The 17963-nt window shown below is 73.4% G+C and carries 15 protein-coding genes; 8 read left to right on the top strand and 7 right to left on the bottom strand.

Features of this window, described 5'->3' with window-relative positions; all coding sequences use genetic code 11:
- The first annotated feature begins 83 nt into the window (after positions 1 to 83).
- The 3 genes from ACFVU7_RS22670 to ACFVU7_RS22660 are packed head-to-tail and all read left to right on the top strand — an operon-like array spanning position 84 to position 3098.
- Complete coding sequence (locus tag ACFVU7_RS22670) at positions 84 to 1376, top strand: extracellular solute-binding protein (RefSeq protein ID WP_388046717.1); 1293 nt, start codon at positions 84 to 86, stop codon at positions 1374 to 1376.
- Positions 1366 to 2277, top strand: a complete 912-nt coding sequence (locus ACFVU7_RS22665) for a carbohydrate ABC transporter permease (protein WP_388046715.1) — start codon at positions 1366 to 1368, stop codon at positions 2275 to 2277. The genes ACFVU7_RS22670 and ACFVU7_RS22665 overlap by 11 nt, the downstream gene beginning before the upstream one ends.
- The gene (locus ACFVU7_RS22660) at positions 2274 to 3098 is read left to right on the top strand and encodes a carbohydrate ABC transporter permease (protein ID WP_053112138.1); all 825 of its coding nucleotides are present in this window, start codon (positions 2274 to 2276) and stop codon (positions 3096 to 3098) included. Before ACFVU7_RS22665 ends, ACFVU7_RS22660 begins: the two co-directional genes overlap by 4 nt.
- Positions 3099 to 3173: 75 nt before the next feature.
- Here ACFVU7_RS22660 and ACFVU7_RS22655 read toward each other — a convergent pair whose 3' ends face one another.
- On the bottom strand, positions 3174 to 3785 hold the full coding sequence (locus ACFVU7_RS22655) for a TetR/AcrR family transcriptional regulator (protein ID WP_388046713.1): 612 nt from the start codon (positions 3783 to 3785) through the stop codon (positions 3174 to 3176).
- A gap of 144 nt (positions 3786 to 3929) precedes the next feature.
- On the opposite strand from ACFVU7_RS22655, the gene ACFVU7_RS22650 reads away from it, so the two are divergent.
- The 3 genes from ACFVU7_RS22650 (at position 3930) to ACFVU7_RS22640 (ending at position 5794) form a co-directional block, all read left to right on the top strand.
- The gene (locus ACFVU7_RS22650; RefSeq protein ID WP_388046711.1) at positions 3930 to 4874 is read left to right on the top strand and encodes an alpha/beta fold hydrolase; all 945 of its coding nucleotides are present in this window, start codon (positions 3930 to 3932) and stop codon (positions 4872 to 4874) included.
- 129 nt (positions 4875 to 5003) lie between these two features.
- Positions 5004 to 5309: a GNAT family N-acetyltransferase gene (locus ACFVU7_RS22645; protein WP_049653355.1), complete on the top strand. Its 306-nt coding sequence runs from the start codon at positions 5004 to 5006 to the stop codon at positions 5307 to 5309.
- A 131-nt stretch (positions 5310 to 5440) separates the two neighbouring features.
- Positions 5441 to 5794: an antibiotic biosynthesis monooxygenase family protein gene (locus ACFVU7_RS22640; RefSeq protein ID WP_388046710.1), complete on the top strand. Its 354-nt coding sequence runs from the start codon at positions 5441 to 5443 to the stop codon at positions 5792 to 5794.
- 114 nt (positions 5795 to 5908) lie between these two features.
- Here ACFVU7_RS22640 and ACFVU7_RS22635 read toward each other — a convergent pair whose 3' ends face one another.
- The 4 genes from ACFVU7_RS22635 to ACFVU7_RS22620 form a co-directional block, all read right to left on the bottom strand.
- Positions 5909 to 7561 carry a phospholipase D-like domain-containing protein gene (locus ACFVU7_RS22635; RefSeq protein ID WP_234348451.1) on the bottom strand — a complete coding sequence of 551 codons (1653 nt, stop codon included), beginning with the start codon at positions 7559 to 7561 and terminating at the stop codon, positions 5909 to 5911.
- Between the two features lie 156 nt (positions 7562 to 7717).
- The gene (locus tag ACFVU7_RS22630) at positions 7718 to 9007 is read right to left on the bottom strand and encodes an MFS transporter (protein WP_388046709.1); all 1290 of its coding nucleotides are present in this window, start codon (positions 9005 to 9007) and stop codon (positions 7718 to 7720) included.
- Positions 9008 to 9175: 168 nt separating this feature from the next.
- Complete coding sequence (locus ACFVU7_RS22625) at positions 9176 to 9532, bottom strand: metalloregulator ArsR/SmtB family transcription factor (protein WP_049654374.1); 357 nt, start codon at positions 9530 to 9532, stop codon at positions 9176 to 9178.
- Between the two features lie 99 nt (positions 9533 to 9631).
- A complete protein-coding gene (locus ACFVU7_RS22620; RefSeq protein ID WP_388046947.1) occupies positions 9632 to 12733 on the bottom strand; it encodes a SpaA isopeptide-forming pilin-related protein in 3102 nt (1033 codons plus the stop codon).
- 330 nt (positions 12734 to 13063) lie between these two features.
- On the opposite strand from ACFVU7_RS22620, the gene hcp reads away from it, so the two are divergent.
- Positions 13064 to 14734: a hydroxylamine reductase gene (gene hcp / locus ACFVU7_RS22615; RefSeq protein WP_388046708.1), complete on the top strand. Its 1671-nt coding sequence runs from the start codon at positions 13064 to 13066 to the stop codon at positions 14732 to 14734.
- On the top strand, positions 14731 to 15762 hold the full coding sequence (locus ACFVU7_RS22610; RefSeq protein WP_388046706.1) for an FAD-binding oxidoreductase: 1032 nt from the start codon (positions 14731 to 14733) through the stop codon (positions 15760 to 15762). Before hcp ends, ACFVU7_RS22610 begins: the two co-directional genes overlap by 4 nt.
- A 42-nt stretch (positions 15763 to 15804) precedes the next feature.
- Here ACFVU7_RS22610 and ACFVU7_RS22605 read toward each other — a convergent pair whose 3' ends face one another.
- Entirely contained in the window at positions 15805 to 17238 is a 1434-nt protein-coding gene (locus ACFVU7_RS22605; protein WP_388046704.1) for a PTS transporter subunit EIIC, read from the bottom strand.
- A 31-nt stretch (positions 17239 to 17269) separates the two neighbouring features.
- Positions 17270 to 17875 (bottom strand): MarR family winged helix-turn-helix transcriptional regulator, encoded by a 606-nt coding sequence (locus ACFVU7_RS22600; protein WP_388046702.1) that lies wholly within the window; start codon positions 17873 to 17875, stop codon positions 17270 to 17272.
- Between the last annotated feature and the right edge of the window lie 88 nt (positions 17876 to 17963).

The raw sequence follows: 17963 nt of genomic DNA, 5'->3' as shown, positions 1-17963 counted from the left end.
CGGCCGAATGTCCGCTCCCCCGCGACGCAAGCTGATCTGAGGGGTAGTCAAAAGGTCACCCCCACAGTGAACTTGGAGACCCCATGGCCATTCGCGCGTCCTGCCGCCCCCTGGTCCTCACCCTGCTCCTGTCCCTGGCCGCGGCCGGATGCGGCGGCTCCGGCTCGGGCAGCGGTTCCGGGGCCGGCGGCAAGCTGACGGTGTGGCTGGCCGTGGACGCCCAGGAGAACTGGCCACAACTGGTCCAGTCCACCAACGACCGCTTCGCCAAGGCCCACCCCGGGGTCCGGGTCGACGTCCAGTACCAGCAGTGGACGACGAAGAACCAGAAGCTGGACGCCGTCCTCGCCGGGAAGAACGTGCCCGACGTGGTGGAGATGGGCAACAGCGAGACCACCAACTACATCGTCAACGGCGCCTTCGCCACCCTCGACCCGGCCCGCTTCGACCAGTCGGACGCCTGGCTGCCGGCGCTCGCCGACGCCTGCCGCGACAACGGCAAGGCCTACTGCGTGCCCTACTACGTCGGGGCCCGGGTCGGTGTCTACCGCACCGACTACTTCACCCAGGCCGGTGTGCCGGGCGCCCCGAAGACGTACCCCGAACTCCTCTCCGCGTTCGACCGGCTGAAGAGCACCTTCGGCACCCAGGACCCGAGCTTCTCCGCCCTCTACATGCCCGGCCGCTACTGGTACGCGGCCATGGCCTTCCTGAAGGACGCGGGCGGCGAGATCGCGGTGAAGGACGGCAACCGCTGGAAGGCCTCGCTGTCCTCGCCCAACTCCGTCGCCGGGCTCACCGAGTGGAAGCGGCTGATCGACGCCTACTACGTCGGCGACCGCGCCAAGGACAACGGCGACCAGCCGGCCGTCGTCGGCCAGGGCCGCGTGGGCGTCTTCTACGGCAACACCTGGGAGGCCGGCGCCGCCGCCGACGAGCGCTCCGGCGGGGACCCGAAGCTGAAGGACAAGTTCGCCACCTTCCCCTTCCCCGGCCCGTCCGGGAAGCTCCTGCCGCCCTTCCTCGGCGGCTCCACCCTGGCCGTGCCGGCCAAGTCGACGCGCAAGGACCTGGCCGGCGACTGGATCAGGCTGTTCACCGACCGGGAGTCGCAGAAGACGCTGATCGCCGCGAACACCCTGCCCAACAACACCACCCAGCTGACCGAGGTCGCCGCCGGCGGCATCAACGGCCCCGCCGCCCAGGCCGCGGCGACCGGGGGCTGGATGACCCCGTTCGCGCCCGGCTGGACGTCGGTGGAGAAGTCCAACGTCCTGCCCGAGATGCTGGAGCGGATCGCCAACGGCAAGGCGTCGGTGCAGGACGCCGCGCGGGAGGCGGACCGGCGGATCGACGAAGTGATCAATGAGCGCTGACCGGGGCCGGCGGCGGCGTCCGCTGCTGCCGTACCTGCTGATCGGCCCGACCGTCCTCGCGCTCGTCCTGGTGCTCGGCTACCCGCTCGTGGACATGGTCGTCCTCTCCTTCCAGGACATGACCCGCGAGCAGCTGTTCGGCGGCACCTCGCCGCCGTGGGCCGGGCTGGACCAGTTCCGCCGGATCCTCGGGGACGGGTTCTTCTGGACGGTGGTCGCCCGCACGGTGCTCTTCACCGCGGTGTGCGTCGCCCTCACCGTGCTCTGCGGGCTGTTCACCGCCCGGCTGATGCACCGGGTCTCCCCGTGGGTGCGCGCCGTCATCGCCGGGGTGCTGGTCACCGTGTGGGCCATGCCCGTCATGGTCGCCTCGTCGGTCTTCCGCTGGCTCTTCGACGCCGACTACGGCGTGGTGAACTGGCTGCTCTCGAACCTGCCCGGGGTCGACCTGGCCCGCCACAACTGGTTCACCAACCCCTGGCAGGGGTTCACCGTCATCGTCGCCGTCGTGGTGTGGGGCTCGCTGCCGTTCGCCGCGATCACCCTGCGGGCCGCGCTGGCCCAGGTCCCGCCCGAGCTGGAGGAGTCCGCGGTCCTCGACGGGGCCCGGTCCCTCCAGGTCTTCCGGCACGTCACCCTGCCGGTGATCAGACCGGTCCTCGTCATGGTGACCACGCTGTCGGCCATCTGGGACTTCGGCGTCTTCAACCAGATCTGGCTCATGCGCGGCGGCCAGCCCGAGCGGGAGTACTACCTGCTGGGCGTCTACTCCTTCATCGAGTCCTTCGCCGTGAACCGGTACAGCACCGGGGCCGCGATCGCGCTCGTGACCGTCGTCCTGCTGCTCGCCGGATCGGTCGTCCACCTGCGTCAGATGCTCAGGACGGGAGAGATCGAATGAGGCGACGGCGGTCGCTGGGCCACGACCTGCTCGGTCTGCTCGTCGCCGCGGTGATCGGCTTCCCCGTCTACTGGATGGTGCTCACCGCGTTCCGGCCGGCCACCGAGATCCTGAGCCTGCCACCGAAGTTCTGGCCGGGCCGCCCCACGCTCGACAACTTCGCCCGGGCGCTGGGCACCGAGACCTTCTGGGCCAACGTCCGCTCCAGCGTCGTCATCGGCATCGGCACCGTCCTGGTGTCGCTGGTCGTCGGCGCGCTCGCCGCCTTCGCCCTCGCCCGCTTCCGCTTCGCGGGCCGCAAGGCCTTCGTCGTGGTGATCCTCATCGTCCAGATGGTCCCGCTGACGGCCCTGATCATCCCGGTCTACCTGCTGCTGAACGACGTCGGGATGACGGACAGCCTCACCGGCGTGGTCCTCACCTACCTGGTGTTCACGCTGCCGTTCACGGTCTGGATGCTGCGCGGCTTCATCGCCGGGGTCCCCGTGGAACTCGAGGAGGCGGCCATGGTCGACGGCTGCGGCCGGCTCGGCGCGTTCCGCCGGGTGGTGCTCCCGCTGCTCGCACCCGGCATCGTCGCCACCTCCGTCTTCGCCCTCGTCCAGGCCTGGAACGAGTACGTCCTCGTCTACATCCTGCTGTCGACTCCGGAGAAGCAGACCGTCAGCATCTGGCTGGTCTCCTTCCAGACCAGCTTCGGGACCGACTACGGCGGTCTCATGGCCGGTGCCACCCTGACCGCCCTGCCCGTCGTGGTCTTCTTCCTCCTCGTCCAGCGCAGGATCGCCTCCGGCCTCGCCGTCGGCGCGGTCAAGGGCTGAGCCCCGCCGCGCCGGCGACCGCGCCGCCGGGCCACCGGTCGGGCACCGTCGCCCGCCCGGTGGCCCGGATACCCGTCAGCTCGCGGCGTCGCCCTCGGCGGCAGCCCGGGCGAGGGAGTCCGCCACCGTCGCGCAGGCCAGCCGGGCCACGGAGCGCAGCTCGGCGTCCGGGGTGCCGGCCCGGCTCAGGACGGCCAGCGACTGGTTGACGGCGACGACGAAGGTGGCGAGCTCGTCGAGCGTCCGGGCGTCGGCCGGGGAGTCCGCCAGGGCGGCGCGGACCCGTCGGTGCTGCAGGTCGAGGAGGCCGCGCACCCTCGCACTGCTCTCCTCCGTCAGCGTCGGCGACTGCGCGGCGGACTGGGCGACGAGGCACCCGGCGGGGACCGACGGGTCGGCGATGCGCTCCAGGACGACGTCGAAGAACGCCTCGACGGCGCGCACCGGGTCACCGGGGTGAGCGGCGAACGCCTGCTCGTACCGGGCGCCGTAGACCGCCGCGTAGCGGTCGAGGCACTGGTGGAACAGGGCGTCCTTGCTGCCGAAGGTGCCGTAGAGGGAGCCCCGGCCGAGGCCGGTGGCGGAGCCGAGGGCGTCCAGCGAGGCGTCCGCGTACCCGCGCTGCCAGAACACCCGCGTGGCCCGGTCGAGGGCCTCCCCGACGTCGAACTGCTTCCGGCCGGACACCGCACAAACCTCCCGTTTCACCCGTCTGCCATGAGCCTACCCGCGTCTTGGACCGATCGGTCAAACAATCTTTGACCGATCAGTCCAAGATGGCTACCGTGACGGCCAGTGGCCAGATCAGCCGGCACCGCGAAAGGAAAGATCATGAGCCAGTCACCCACGCCCGAAGGCCCCGGCTCCGTCGCCGGGGCGCCGAACCTCCCGGCCGGATTCGCGCAGACCTTCACCAGCCGGTACGTCGACACCGGGCACCTGCGCCTGCACGCCGTCACCGGCGGCGAGGGCCCGCCGCTGCTGCTGCTCGCCGGCTGGCCGCAGACCTGGTACGCCTGGCGCCTCCTGATGCCCGCGCTGGCACGGGACTTCCAGGTCGTCGCCGTCGATCCGCGCGGCGTCGGACTGTCCGACAAGCCCCTGGACGGGTACGACACCGGCACGCTCGCCCGCGACCTGGTGGCGCTCATGGACGCGCTCGGGCACCACCGGTTCGCCATGGTCGGACACGACGTCGGCATGTGGACCGGCTACGCCCTGGCCGCGGACCACCCCGACCGGCTCGAACGCCTGGCCGTCGCCGAGGCCGCGATCCCCGGACTCTCCCCCACGCCGCCGCTCTTCGGCAGCCAGGAGGCCAACGACCGGCTCTGGCACTTCGCCTTCAACCGCCTCGCCGGCGTCAACGAGCAGCTGGTCGCCGGGCGGGAGCACCTCTACTTCGGCCACCAGTTCGCCACGAAGGCCGCGAAGGCCCTGCCCGACCACGCCGTCCGGCACTACGTCGACATCCTCGCCGCCGATCCGCAGGCGCTGCGCTGCAGCTTCGAGTTCTACCGGGCACTGGACACCACCATCGCCCAGAACCGGCAGCGCGCGGCCCGACGGCTCTCCCTCCCCGTCCTGGCGATCGGCGGAGCGGCGAACCTCGGCGCCTCGGTCGGCGCGACGATGCGGCTGGCCGCCGACGACGTGGAGACCCTGGTCCTCCCCGACTGCGGCCACTACCCCGCCGAGGAGGCCCCGGAGGCGATGCTCTCCGCCCTGACGACGTTCCTGGCGCCGTACCGCACCGGGCGGACCGTCTCGGGCTGAGACCGTCCACACCCACCCGCCCCGCGCGTCGCGGCAGACAAATGTTGAGGATTCAACTATGCTGCTCCCAGCGGCGCCGGCCACCAGCGGTCGTCCGCCGAGGCGACCCGCCGCACCCGAGGAGGAACCGTGGAGCAGACCGTCACCGACAACACCGAGAAGTCCCGCTTCGAGATCCACGACGGCGGCGAACTCGCCGGCTTCGCCGAGTACCACCGCTCCGGCGACGAGATCGCCTTCATCCACACCGAGATCGACCCCCGCTTCGAGGGCCGAGGCCTCGCCGGCCGACTGGCCCGCGCCGCCCTGGACACGGCACGCGACCAGCACCTCGCCGTCCTCCCCTACTGCCCCTTCATCCGCGGCTGGATCACCAAGCACCCCGAGTACGCCGACCTGGTCCCCGCCACCCACCGGGCCCGCTTCGGCCTCTGAGCAGCCGCGTACCGCGCCGTCCGGGCCGCCGCGGGAGGGCCCGGACGGCTTCGGTCAAGATCCCGAACCCTTGTTCCACCGTTCGGCAAAGACACTGGATCACCGGACGCGTGCCGCCCTACGGTGGCGGCATGAGTGATCACTCCGAAGCACCCGTCGCACCCGTCCAGGCCTTTGAACCCCCGTACTACGTCGCCGTCTTCACCGCGCTCCGGACGCAGGACCAGAGCGACTACAGCGAGACCAACGCCCGCATGGAAGAGCTGGTGAACGACATCCCCGGGTACCTGGGGATGGACCACGCGCAGACGCCCGGCGGACTGGGCATCACCGTCGGGTACTTCCGCGACGCCGAGGCCCTCACGGAGTGGCGGACCAACGCCGAGCACCGCGCCGCGCAGAAGCGCGGGCGGGCCGACTGGTACGAGAGCTACACACTGCACGTGGCGAAGGTGGAGCGCAGCCACGGGTTCGTGCGGGCGTAGCTCCCGGGTGAGAGCAGAGCGGGGCGGGCGCCGCAGTGAGCAGCGCCCGCCCCGGGCGGCCCGAGCAGGGAACCCGCCGGCCGGCCATCAGGCGTCGGGCCTCAGGCCTCGACCTCAGGCGCGGCAGGTCCCGGTGGACCAGTCGACGGTCGCGGCGGCCTGCGAGTACTTCCACTCGGGGCCGAGCAGGTCGCGGTCGAGCTGCGCGGCCGCGTTGCGGTTCTCGACGATGTAGCCGAAGTCCTGCAGCCAGGCCGGGTACAGGTTCTTCGAGCCGATGTAGAAGGCCGAGTCGTCGACCGCGACCAGCTTGTGGTGCAGCGCGTACGGGTGCCCGTCGGCCCAGGCGGCGGTGGGGGCCGCACGGAAGGAGGCGAGCTGGAGGTTGCCGCAGAGGGCCGCGTCGGCCTTGCCCCGGTCGCCGGTGAGCGCGGTGAGCCGGGCCTTCAGGACGTCGCTGATCTCGGCGAGGGACTTCATCTGCGAGTAGCCCCCGCTGCCCACGGTGCCCCGGTTGGCCGGGTCGCTGACCACGATCCGCACCTTGACCCCGGCGGCCAGCTTGGCGGCCAGCGTGTCGTAGAGCCGGGAGTCGTAGTGCGAGATCGGCGGGCAGGTGCCGTTCAGGTCCTGCTGGGAGATCTCGATGTGCCGCTGGGCGCTGCCGACCAGGGCGCGTAGGGCGTTCTCCTCGGGGTTGACGGTCTCGTAGTCGCGGTCGGCGTTGGTGTTGTCGTGCAGGGTCAGCGGGCCGCACTTGGCGTCCGCCGCCCCGGGGACGGGACCGGGCCGGTACCCGGAGGAGGGGTCCGCGTCCTTGATGCCGACGCCGAGGCCGCCGACGGCTATCACCGGGACGTTCCCGGCGGCGGGGGCGGACGGGTTGAGCTCGCGTTCGATCGACGGGCGGCAGGCGCCGCCGTCCGAGGAGGCGAACCACGCGTTGTCGAGGAGGCCGGTCCGGCCGCAGGTCCACTCCCAGAGGGTGTCCAGGTAGCGGCCGGCGGAGGTCGCGGCGGGGCCGGTGAGCGCGAGGTCGACGTCCGAGACGGGGTGCGAGGTGTCGAGGTAGTCCTTGCTCCAGCCGTTGATGCCGCCGGTGAGGACGGTGCGTCCGTCGACCACCAGGAGCTTGGAGTGGTTCCAGGAGAAGGCGGTGCGCGAGGAGGTCATCGAGGCGATGTTGAGGCTGACCGACGGGGCGGCCGGTCCGAGCTTCGCGACCAGGTCGTCCCGGTACCGCGACGGCAGCACGTTGGCGTTGTACAGCGGCGCCGCGCCGACCAGGATGCGCACCACCGGGCGGTGCCCGGCGGCGACCGAGGCCTTGAGCCCGGCGACCAGGGCGTCCTCGAACCCGCCGTCGGGGAACGGCGCGAGGCTGGAGACGTCGACGGTCCGGGTGGCGGCGGAGACATCGGCGGTCATCTTCGCGAGCAGCGCGCGGGTGCCGGGCCGGTCGGCGCAGGTGGCGTCGCCCCAGCAACCGGGCGTCTGGAACAGCCAGTTCGCGGGGCCGCCGGCCTGGTCGGCGCCGGCCAGGGCGTTGCCGTCGGTGCGCTGCCAGACGGTGCCCTCCAGTCCGGGCGACACCTGGCGCAGCACCTGCTCGACGGCGTCGATGTGGGTGGTGTCCGCGCCCTGTGCGGGGGCGGGGGCGGCGTGGGACGGCGCGGCCGACAGGACGGTGATCAGGGTGCTGGCCGCGACGGCGGCGAGGGCGCCGCGCAGGGCGCGGCGGGGTCGGCGGGAGCCGGGTCGGTACACGTGAGGATCCTTCAGAACGTGGCAGGCGTCGTGCTGTTCGCCTACGAGACACCCAGAGACTACCTGTTGGTAACACCCCGTCAAACTTGCGCATGACAAAAGCGCGCGGGGGCTCGACCGTCCCCGGCGAACCCCGGCCCTTGGCCACCCGTCCGGTCAGCGGGTGACGGCGACGCCCCGCTTCCCGCTCGCCGCGACCGTGGCCGCGGCCGCCGCCCCCGGCACCCCGCGCCAGGCGCGGGCGGCCAGCAGGCCGGAGGCCAGGGCGACGGCACCGAGCGCGACGGCGGCCGCGGTGAGGCCCAGGGTGGCGCCGAGCCAGCCGGCCAGGGGGTAGGTGAGCAGCCAGCAGCCGTGCGAGAGGGAGAACTGGGCGGAGAAGACGGCGGGCAGCTCCTCGGCGGCCACCGAGTCGCGCAGGACGCGGCCGGTGGGGGTGAGGATCAGCGAGCCGGCCGCGCCGAGGACGGCCCAGACGGCGAGCAGGACGGGCCAGCGCCAGGCGCCCGGCCCGGCGGCCGTGAGCACGGCCAGCAGGGCGAAGAGCCCGACGATGCCGAAGGCCGCCGGGAGCATGACGATCCGGTCCGGCACCCGGTCCAGCACCCGGGGCAGCAGCAGCGCCACGGCCATCGACCCGGCCCCGTAGGCGCCGAGCGCGATCGGGACGTCGGTGGCGGGGCGGCCGAGCTGGCCGCGGACGTAGACGACGGTGTTGACGATCACCATGGCGCTGGCGGCGGCCGCCGCGAGGTCCAGGGCGAGCATCGCGCGCAGCCGGGGCACGGCGAGGAACAGCCGGGTGCCGCGGACGGACCTGGCGAGGACGCCGTCGCCGGCCCCCTCCCGCACCGACCGAAGCGGCTCCGGCCGCAGCGGCTTGGGCAGCACGGCCGAGAGCACCAGGGCGGCGGAGGCGAGGAACCCGGCGGCGGTGCCCCAGAACAGCCAGTTGTAGCTGATCAGCGCGAGCAGGGCGCCCGCCAGTACCGGGCTGACCAGGCTCTCGGTGTCGTACGCGAGCCGGGACAGCGACAGGGCGCGGGTGTACTCGCGCTCCTCGGGCAGCACCTCGGGGATCACCGACTGGAAGGCCGGGGTGAAGGCCGCCGAGGCGGACTGCAGGACGAAGATCAGGACGTAGACCTGCCACACCTCGGTGACGAAGGGCAGGGTGAGGGCGACGGCGGCCCGGGTGAGGTCGGAGGCGGCCATCAGCCGCCGGCGCGGGATGCGGTGGGCCAGCGCGGTGACCACCGGGGCGATGCCGACGTACGCGAGCATCTTGATCGCCAGCGCGGTGCCGAGCACCGATCCGGCGCCCGCCCCGGCGAGGTCGTAGGCGAGGAGGCCGAGCGCGACGGTGGCGAGGCCGGTGCCCACCAGGGCGACGATCTGGGCGGCGAACAGGTGCAGATAGGTGCGGTTGCGCAGCACGGAGAGCATGAGGACCCCGCTCGGACTGGACGCGGTAGGACGACACGTCCAGGATAGGTCAACATGTGCACGCATGTGCACATGTTGACCGGAAAAGCGGCCGGGAAGGCAGCGAGGGGAAGGCGGCGCCGGAAGAGCGGCCCGCACCCCGGAGGGCACGGGCCGCTACGGATCCGCTCAGTCGTGCGGCGGGAGCTCGCCGATCTGGTGGTCGGCGACGCTCAGCGCCTCGTCGACCAGCCGGCGCAGATGGCCGTGGCGCAGCGCGTACACGACGCGCCGGCCGTCCTTGCGGGTGGTGACCAGGCCCGCCAGCCGGAGCTTGCCGAGGTGCTGGCTGACCGACGTCCGGGGGGCTCCGGCCGCCTCGGTGAGCGTGGTCACGTCGGCCTCGCCGGCGCTCAGCCGCTGGAGCAGCGCGAGCCGGGTGCGGTCCGCGAGCAGCGCCAGGATGCCGGCCGCGGCCTCCAGCCGCTCGTCGTCCCGTCGCTCCTGCGCATGGTGCGCACCTGACACCTGAAGGCTCCCGCTCATGGCGCCATCGTAGGGCCCAGGGCCGTCCGGGGCGCCGTCCGGGCGGGCCCGTGCCCGCCGAAGCGCGGAGGCTTCGGCGGGCACGGGCCGGTCATGCGGTCAGGCGTCCGCGCCCCAGAGGAAGCCCGGCACGGGCGTGAAGCGCACGTACGGGCTCCACTCGTCGCCCGGCGGGCAGGGGGTGGGCGGGCACGGCGGCGGCGGACACTTGCTGTCCTCGACCGTGACCGTCACGCACGCGTGGTCCCCGGTCAGCTCGACCCTGGTCACCGAGGGCCGCGACAGGTTGTAGCCCTCGGGCGGGGAGACCTCCTGCCAGTAGTAGGTGCCCAGCGGAAGCTGGTCCGCCGAGCAGACGCCCGACGCGGGGGTCGTGCACGGCGGGCCGACGGCGGTGTCGGGGTTGTCGCCCGTGGTCTGCAGACCGGCCACGCCGTTGCTCTCCCGCCACAGCTGGAAGACGGCACCCGCCAGCGGCTGCCCGCTGTCGGCGTCGACCTTCCTGACGGAGGTGGACCCGCTCGGGGCGGTCGGCGTCTGCGTGTCCTGGACGGGGACCTGGACGTTCGGCCGGCCCAGGTCGATGACGACGGTCGTCACCGGGGACTGCGGCAGGTCGTACCCGGGCGGCGGCGCCGTCTCCTGCCAGTAGTACGTACCCAGCGGGAGCCCGGACGCCGAGCAGACCCCCGACGCGGGCGTGACGCACGGGGAGCCCACGGCCGTGTCCGGATTCGGGCCGGTGGCCTGCAGCCCCGGAACGCCGTTGGTCTCGTGCCAGAGCTGGAAGGTGGCGCCCGCCAGGGGCTGTCCGGTGGCGGCGTCGGTCTTCTTGACGGAGGTGGACCCGGTGGGGGCGGTCGAGTGGGTGTCCTGGACGGGGAGCTGGATGTCCTGCCCGTTGGTGTCGAGGACGACGGTCGTCACCGCGGACTGCGGCAGGTCGTACCCGGGCGGCGGCGCCGTCTCCTGCCAGTAGTACGTACCCAGCGGGAGCCCGGACGCCGAGCAGACGCCCGACGCGGGCGTGACGCACGGGGAGCCGACCGCCGTGTCGGGATTGGCCCCCGTGGTCTGCAGACCGGCCACGCCGTTGGTCTCGTGCCACAGCTGGAAGGTCGCCCCCGCCAGCGGCTGTCCGGTGGCCGCGTCGGTCTTGGTGACGGAGGTGGACCCGGTGGGAGCGATGGTCTTGGCGTCGGCGACGGTGACCATGACGTTCTTCCCGTTCGCGTCCAGCACGACGGTGTTCACGTTGAGGTCGGGCAGGTCGTACCCGTCGGGCGCCGAGACCTCCTGCCAGTAGTACGTGTCCAGTGGGAGGCCGGACGCCGAGCAGACACCGGACGCCGGGGTCACGCACGGGGAGCCGACCGCCGTGTCCGGGGTCGCCCCGGACGTCTGCAGACCGGCGACGCCGTTGGTCTCACGCCACAACTGGAAGGTCGCCCCCGCCAGGGGCTGCCCGCTGTCGGAGTCGGTCTTGGTCACGCTGGTCGAGGCCGTCGGAGCGGCGGCCGGGGTGTCGGCGACGGTGACCGGGGCGCTCTGCCCGTTGGTGTTCAGCACGACCGTGGTCACGTTGAGCCCGGGCAGGTCGTACCCGGGCGGCGCCGCCGTCTCCTGCCAGTAGTACGTGCCCAGCGGGAGGCCGGACGCCGAGCAGACGCCCGACGCGGGCGTGACGCACGGGGAGCCGACCGCCGTGTCGGGATTGGCCCCCGTGGTCTGCAGCCCCGGAACGCCGTTGGTCTCGTGCCACAGCTGGAAGGTCGCCCCCGCCAGCGGCCGCGAGGTGGCGGAGTCGACCTTGGTCACACTGGTGGCCCCGGTCTCGACGACCGGGCTCGTGGTGTCCTGGACGGTGACCGGGACGGTCTGCCCGTTCGTGCCGAGGACCACGGTCGTCACCGGCGGCTGGGGCAGGTCGTACCCGGGCGGCGCCGCCGTCTCCTCCCAGTAGTAGGTGCCCAGCGGGAGGTCGGCCGTGGAGCAGACACCGTTGCGCCCGGTGGTGCAGGGGGCGCCGACCTTGGTGTCCGGGGTGGTTCCCGTGGTCTGCAGGCCGGCGACGCCGTTGCTCTCCTTCCACAGCTGGAAGGTGGCGCCCGCCAGGGTCTGCCCGGTGGCCGAGTCGACCTTGGTCACGCTGGTCGAGCCGGTGGGGGCCGGCGGGTTGCCGCACTCCGGGAGGTCGCCGTTGAAGGGGTAGGCGTGGAACTCGGTCCCGGTCATGCCCAGACCGGAGTTGTGCAGCAGCGAGCCGGTGGTGAAGAACCGTCCGTTCAGACCGGGCAGGTTCATCGTGGCGGTGCTGGCCGGGTTGCCGACCAGCACGCTGCCCTGGAACTGCCCCGAGCCGGTCAGGGTGACGGTCGTCGCGGTGGGGAAGTTCCACAGCAGGCGCTCGCGCAGCTGGTTCCACGGGTCGGTGTCCGCGAGGCTGCCGCTGTACGTGTTGATGGTGCGGGCGTCGCCGACGAGGTTGACCAGGACGGTCGCGTTCGCGGGGATGCCGGCGAAGGTGACCCCCTGGGTCCCGCCGCCGCGGCCGACGATGTCGAAGTCGACGTTGAAGACCTGGAGGGCGGAGGTGCCGTCGCCGGTGAACAGGGTCTGGTACCCCTGGTTGACGGCGGTTCCGGTGGCCGGGCGGGGGGTGCCGGTCCCGGCGTAGCACGCGCTGGCCGTCTGCAGCTCGCCGCGCAGCGGCGCGTACGCGGCCACGGCCTGCGGGTCGTGGACCTTCGTGCCGGTGACGGTTCCCGTGGTGGCTCCCGCGTAGCGGACGACGCCGCCCTCGGCCAGGAGCGACTGCCCCGGGGCCACGGTGACGTTGCCGCCGGCGGTGAGGAAGTCCGCGCCGTTCGGCGGGGGGACGCGCGAGCCGACGCCGACGATGCCGATGTTGTACACGGAGCTGACCCCGGCGGCCTTGCTCATGTCGAAGTTGCCGAGGGTCACCACGTGCCCCTCGGCCTCGGCGGCCGAGCCCCGGACGTTGAAGTCGCCGCCGACGAAGACGTTCACCCCGGCGTCGCGGCCCGCGAAGGGGCCGTTGTTGACCGGGGGGAACGTCGCCGGACAGTCCGCGCCCAGGCAGGGCCCCAGGCCGCCCGGCAGGCCGGCCGCCTGGGCGGCCGACGGTGCGATGAGCGACATGCCGAAGGGGACGAGCGTCAGGGCCAGGGCGGATCCCATCACCCTGCCGAGCCTTCGTCTCCAGCCGACGGCGGTCGCCTGATTCTGACTGGGCTTCACCACAGTCCTTTCCTCATATGAACCGAACAACAGCCCTCGGAGTGTTCTCGTCGGAGCCCCGAGCAGCGGCGACCCGCCAGCCGTTTCGTCTGAACGCCGCACACGTACACCCGATCGGACGCGGCGGACGCCGGGGCGACTGGGTCTCCCGACCCCGGATTGGGGCCCTCCGGCCCTGACGCGCCGTCAACGGCGGCCCCATCCTGGACTCGTCGAGGCCCCGTCCGCCCACCGCCACCGAACGACACCACCAGTCCCCGGAGGACCCGCATGTTCTGCTACCAGTGCGAACAGACCGACCGCACCGGCTCCACCCCCGGCTGCGCCGGTCCGATCGGCAACTGCGGCAAGGACTCCCCCACCTCGGACCTCCAGGACCTGCTGATCCACGCGGTCAAGGGCATCTCCCAGTACGCCGCCAAGACGCGCGCCCTCGGCGACCCGGACGACGAGGCGGCGGCCTTCGTCCTGTACGCGCTCTTCACCACGCTCACCAACGTCAACTTCAACCCCACCCGCTTCGCCGCCCTGATCCAGCTGGCCGTCGGCGTCCGGAACCGGACCAGGGACCGGTACGAGCGGGCCGCGCGCGCCGCCGGGCAGCAGCCGGAGACGCTCACCGGCCCGGCCGCCTGGGCCCCGGCCGCGGACCCCGGCGCCCTGGTCGGCCAGGCGTCGGGCGTCCGGGTGGACATCGGGCTCCCCCTGGTCGGGCCCGAGGTGGTCGGGCTCCGCGCACTCCACCTCTACGCGCTCAAGGGCATCTGCGCCTACGCCCACCACGCCGACGTGCTCGGCCGCCGCAGCGCCGAGGTGCTCGGCGGCGTCGAGGACGCCCTCGCCTACCTGGCCGGCGAGCCGACCGACCCCGCCGAACTGCTGGAGCGCGCCGTCGGCCTCGGCCGGCTCAACCTCGCGGCGATCGAACTGCTCGACGCCGCCAACACCGGCACCTACGGGCCCCAGCGGCCCACCGCCGTCCGCACCACCCCGGTCGCCGGAAAGGCCGTCCTGGTCAGCGGCCACGACCTGCGGGACCTGGAGGCCCTCCTGGTGCAGACCAGGGGCCAGGGCATCAACGTCTACACCCACGGCGAGATGCTCCCCGCCCACGCCTACCCGCTGCTCAAGGCCCACCCGCACCTGGCCGGCAACTACGGCGGCGCCTGGCAGGACCAGCAGCGGGACTTCGCCGCCTTCCCCGGCCCGGTCCTGATGACCTCCAACTGCGTCATCGAGCCGCACGCCGCCTACCGCCGCCGGATCTTCACCGCCGGACCGGTCGGCTGGCCCGGCGTCCGGCACCTCGCCGACCACGACTTCCGCCCGCTGATCCAGGCCGCCCACGCCCTGCCCGGCTTCCCGGAGACCGCCGCCGAGGAGGATGCCGTCACCGTCGGCTTCGGCCGGGACGCCGTGCTCGCGGTCGCCGACCAGGTCGTCCACGCGGTGCGGCAGGGCGACATCCGGCACTTCTTCCTGATCGGCGGCTGCGACGGCCCCACCCCCGGCCGCGACTACTACACCGACCTCGCCCTCGGCGCGCCCCGCGACAGCGTGGTGCTCACCCTCGGCTGCGCCAAGTACCGCTTCAACCGGCACGACTTCGGCGAGATCGCGGGCCTGCCCCGGCTGCTCGACCTCGGCCAGTGCAACGACGCCTACTCCGCCATCCGGATCGCCACCGCGCTCGCCGACGCCTTCGAGTGCGACATCAACGACCTGCCGCTCACCCTGGCGCTGTCCTGGACCGAGCAGAAGGCCGTCGCGGTGCTGCTCACCCTGCTCGCGCTGGGCATCCGCGACATCCACCTCGGCCCCTCGCTGCCCGGCTTCCTGACCCCCGCCCTGGTCGGCGAGCTGGTGAAGCGGTTCGGCCTGCGGGTGGCCGGCGACCCGGCGGCCGACCTGGCCGCCGCGCTCGAACGGACGGCGTCGTGAGCGCGGGGCACGCCCACCCGGTCACCCTCACCACCAGCGACGGCGGCCGGCTGGAGTTCGACTGCGCCCCCGGCCTCAGCGTCCTGGAGGCCGCGGCGGAAGCCGGCGCCGCCCTGCCCGCCTCCTGCCGCCGGGGCACCTGCGGCTCCTGCCACGCCTCCGTCACCGACGGCCCGTACGACCTCGGGCCGCACAGCGACCAGGCCCTCCCGCCGGACGGGCGCGAGCGCGGCGAGGTGCTGCTCTGCCGCACCTTCCCGCGCGGTCCGCTGACCGCCGCCCTGCCGTACGAGCAGGCCCGCGTCCTGTACGGCGCCGTCCCGGTCCGCGCGGCCACCGTCACGGCGGTGGACCAGGCCACCCCGGACACCGTGCGGCTGGAGCTGCGCCTCGACGACCCGGACTGCCAGTTCGACCCGGGGCAGTTCATGGAGCTCCAGGCACCCGGCAGCGAGGTGAAGCGCGCCTACTCCCCCGCCAACACCGGCAACTGGGAGGGCCGGCTGGAGTTCTACGTCCGGCTGCGGGAGGGCGGGCACTTCTCCTGCTACCTCGCCGACCGGGCCCGCCCGGGCGACCGGCTCACCGTGCACGGCCCGCAGGGCGCCTTCGGCCTGCACGAGACCGGCCTGCGGCCGCGCTGGTTCCTGGCCGGCGGCACCGGCCTGGCCCCGCTGCTGGCGATGGTCCGCCGGATGGCCGAGTGGCAGGATCCGCAACCCGCCCGGCTGTTCCTCGGCGTCAACGAGCCGCGGGACGTCTTCGGACTGGACCAACTCGCCGCCGTAGCCGCCGAGTTGCCCGGCTTCCGGTACGAGGTCTGTGTCCGCGGGCCCGGCCCCGGCTGGTCCGGCCCGACCGGCACCCCGGCCGACCTGCTCGCCGCCGCCCTGCCCGAACTCGGCGGCGCCGCACCGGACCTGTACGTCTGCGGCCCGCCGCCCCTGGTCGACGCCGTGCTGCGCACCGCCGCTTCCGCAGGGGTGCCGCCCGAACAGGTCCACCGGGAGCGCTTCCTGGCCACCTGACCGCCGGGCCGCCGCCGATCCCCTTCGGCGGCGGCCCGGCGGCTACTCCGAACCCTTCTCCGGGGCAACGGCGTTGTACTCGGCGAGGGTCTCGCGGGTGAAGCCGAAGAACCAGGTGGCGAGGAAGCCCGCGAGGTAGCCGGTCAGCAGCCCGCCGCCGTAGACGGCGGCGCTCGCGAGGAGTCCGTGCGGGCCGGCCAGGAGCGGGAAGAGGGCCCAGCCGGAGGGGCCGATGGCGGTGGAGCCGACGGCGTCGCCGAGCTGTCCGGCCACCCCGATGAAGGCGCCGCCGGCCGCGCCGCCGACGCAGGCGGTGACGAAGGGGCGCCCCAGCGGCAGGGTGACGCCGTAGACCAGGGGCTCGCCGACGCCGAGCAGACCGGCCGGCAGCGCGGACCTGATGGTGGCCCGGATCGAGGCGTTGTGGCGCAGCCGCAGGTAGACCGCCACCGCGCAGCCGACCTGCCCGGCGCCGGCCATGGCGAGGATCGGCAGCAGGACGGTGGAGCCCTGCTGCTGGATCAGGGTGGTGTGGATCGGGATCAGCGCCTGGTGCAGGCCGAGCATCACCAGCGGCAGGAAGAGGCCGCCGAGCACGAGTCCGGCGAGCAGGCCGCCGTGGGCGAGCAGCCAGGTGGCGGCGTGGCCGATGGCGGTGGAGACCTCCCCGGCGACGTACATCAGGCCGAACAGCGCGGCCAGCCCGCCGAGCAGGACGGTGACGGTGGGGGTGACCAGGACGTCGAGGGCGGCGGGCACCAGACGGCGGGTCCAGCGCTCCAGGTGGACGGCCAGCAGTGCGGCGCCGAGCGCGCCGACCACGCCGCCCTGGCCGGGCGTGAGGTGGTGGCCGAAGGCCTCCACCTTGGCGACCCCGGCGTAGACGATCACGCTGGCCACCGCGCCGCCGAGCACGGGCGTGCCGCCGAACTCCTTCGCGGTGTTGTAGCCGACGAAGACCGCGATCAGCGACATGAACCCGGAGGAGACCGGGCCCAGGGCGGTGACCAGCGCCGGTGCCCAGCCGAGGTTGGCGAGCGCCCCGGAGAGGCCGGCGACGATCCCGCAGCCGATCAGGGCGGGGATCAGCGGGACGAAGATGTTCGCGATCCGGCGCAGCGCCAGCTTCACCGGGGTCGCGTTGCGCGCCCGGCCCTGGGCTCGGATGCGCTCGCCGCGCCCGGCGAGGTCCTCGGCGGTGGGGGCGGCCGCCGGGCCGGGGGGTTCCAGGAGCCGGCGCAGCCGCTCGGTGACCCCGGCGACGGCGGCGGGCCCGAGCACGATCTGGTAGGTGTCGTCCTCGACCGTGCCCAGGACCTCCGGCAGCGCCCGGAGCGCCTCGGTGTCGACCAGGGAGCGGTCCGCCAGGCCCAGCCGCAGCCGGGTCATGCAGTGGGCGACCGAGCGGATGTTGGCGGCGCCGCCGACCAGCGGGAGGATCGCCTCGGCCACGGCGCGGTTCTTCTCGTCCGACATGCCGCAGGACGTACCCGGGCGCTGCCCCGGCTCAACCGCCTTGGTACGCGGCCGTTCTGGGCCCCGTCGCCGGACCGGGTGCGCCGGCGGCGCCGTCCGTCCGGTCCGGGAGCGGGTCGTCGTCGGCCCCCGTGGCACGCACCCGGTGCACGTACCGGTCGATGAGGTGGCGCAGCACGGTGGCGGTGGTGACGACGTCCGCCTCGGGGATGCCGTCCAGCGCGTCGGCGAGCCCGATGATGTTGGCCTGTTTCAGGCGGTCCAGCACTTCCCGTCCGCCGCGGGTGATGGCCACCTGGCGGGCCCGCCGGTCCTGCGTGTCCTGGCTGCGTTCCACCAGCTGCTGGCCCTGGAGGCGGTCGATCTGGCGGGTGACGTGGGAGGGCTTGACCATCAGGCGGTCGGCCAGGTCGCTCACCCGGCTGGCCTCCGCGCGCTCGGCGAGCGCGCGCAGCAGGTAGACGTCCGAGCGGGCGGCGGTGATGCCGGCCTTGGCGGTGCGGCGCTCGTGCTCCTGTGACCGTGTCAGCAGGTAGGCCAGGGTGGCCAGGACGTCCTCCAGGCCGTCCAGGCCGTTCGGGCCCTGCGGCCCGCAGGCGGTGGTCCGGTCGTCTTCGGCGTCTTCTTCGTCCGACATGGGGGAACTGTAGCGATCCGGTCCGGGCGGCGGCCGGGACGGGGAGGCGGCGCCGGGTTTCGGACAGTTTCGGCCGTCACCCGATCCG

Source organism: Kitasatospora sp. NPDC058046 (assembly GCF_042885595.1).
In the GTDB taxonomy this organism is placed as follows: Bacteria; Actinomycetota; Actinomycetes; order Streptomycetales; family Streptomycetaceae; genus Kitasatospora.
Note: the sequence above shows the minus strand (reverse complement) of the source record. Positions and strands in the feature narration are given on the sequence as shown.

Excerpts from the sequence above, each read along its gene's own strand:
- ACFVU7_RS22605 (WP_388046704.1), bottom strand. The coding sequence starts at position 17,238 with ATGTCGGACGAGAAGAACCGCGCCGTGGCCGAGGCGATCCTCCCGCTG.
- ACFVU7_RS22670 (WP_388046717.1), top strand. The coding sequence starts at position 84 with ATGGCCATTCGCGCGTCCTGCCGCCCCCTGGTCCTCACCCTGCTCCTG.
- ACFVU7_RS22625 (WP_049654374.1), bottom strand. The coding sequence starts at position 9,532 with ATGAGCGGGAGCCTTCAGGTGTCAGGTGCGCACCATGCGCAGGAGCGA.
- hcp (WP_388046708.1), top strand. The coding sequence starts at position 13,064 with ATGTTCTGCTACCAGTGCGAACAGACCGACCGCACCGGCTCCACCCCC.
- ACFVU7_RS22660 (WP_053112138.1), top strand. The coding sequence starts at position 2,274 with ATGAGGCGACGGCGGTCGCTGGGCCACGACCTGCTCGGTCTGCTCGTC.
- ACFVU7_RS22640 (WP_388046710.1), top strand. The coding sequence starts at position 5,441 with ATGAGTGATCACTCCGAAGCACCCGTCGCACCCGTCCAGGCCTTTGAA.
- ACFVU7_RS22620 (WP_388046947.1), bottom strand. The coding sequence starts at position 12,733 with ATGGGATCCGCCCTGGCCCTGACGCTCGTCCCCTTCGGCATGTCGCTC.
- ACFVU7_RS22665 (WP_388046715.1), top strand. The coding sequence starts at position 1,366 with ATGAGCGCTGACCGGGGCCGGCGGCGGCGTCCGCTGCTGCCGTACCTG.
- ACFVU7_RS22630 (WP_388046709.1), bottom strand. The coding sequence starts at position 9,007 with ATGCTCTCCGTGCTGCGCAACCGCACCTATCTGCACCTGTTCGCCGCC.
- ACFVU7_RS22650 (WP_388046711.1), top strand. The coding sequence starts at position 3,930 with ATGAGCCAGTCACCCACGCCCGAAGGCCCCGGCTCCGTCGCCGGGGCG.
- ACFVU7_RS22600 (WP_388046702.1), bottom strand. The coding sequence starts at position 17,875 with ATGTCGGACGAAGAAGACGCCGAAGACGACCGGACCACCGCCTGCGGG.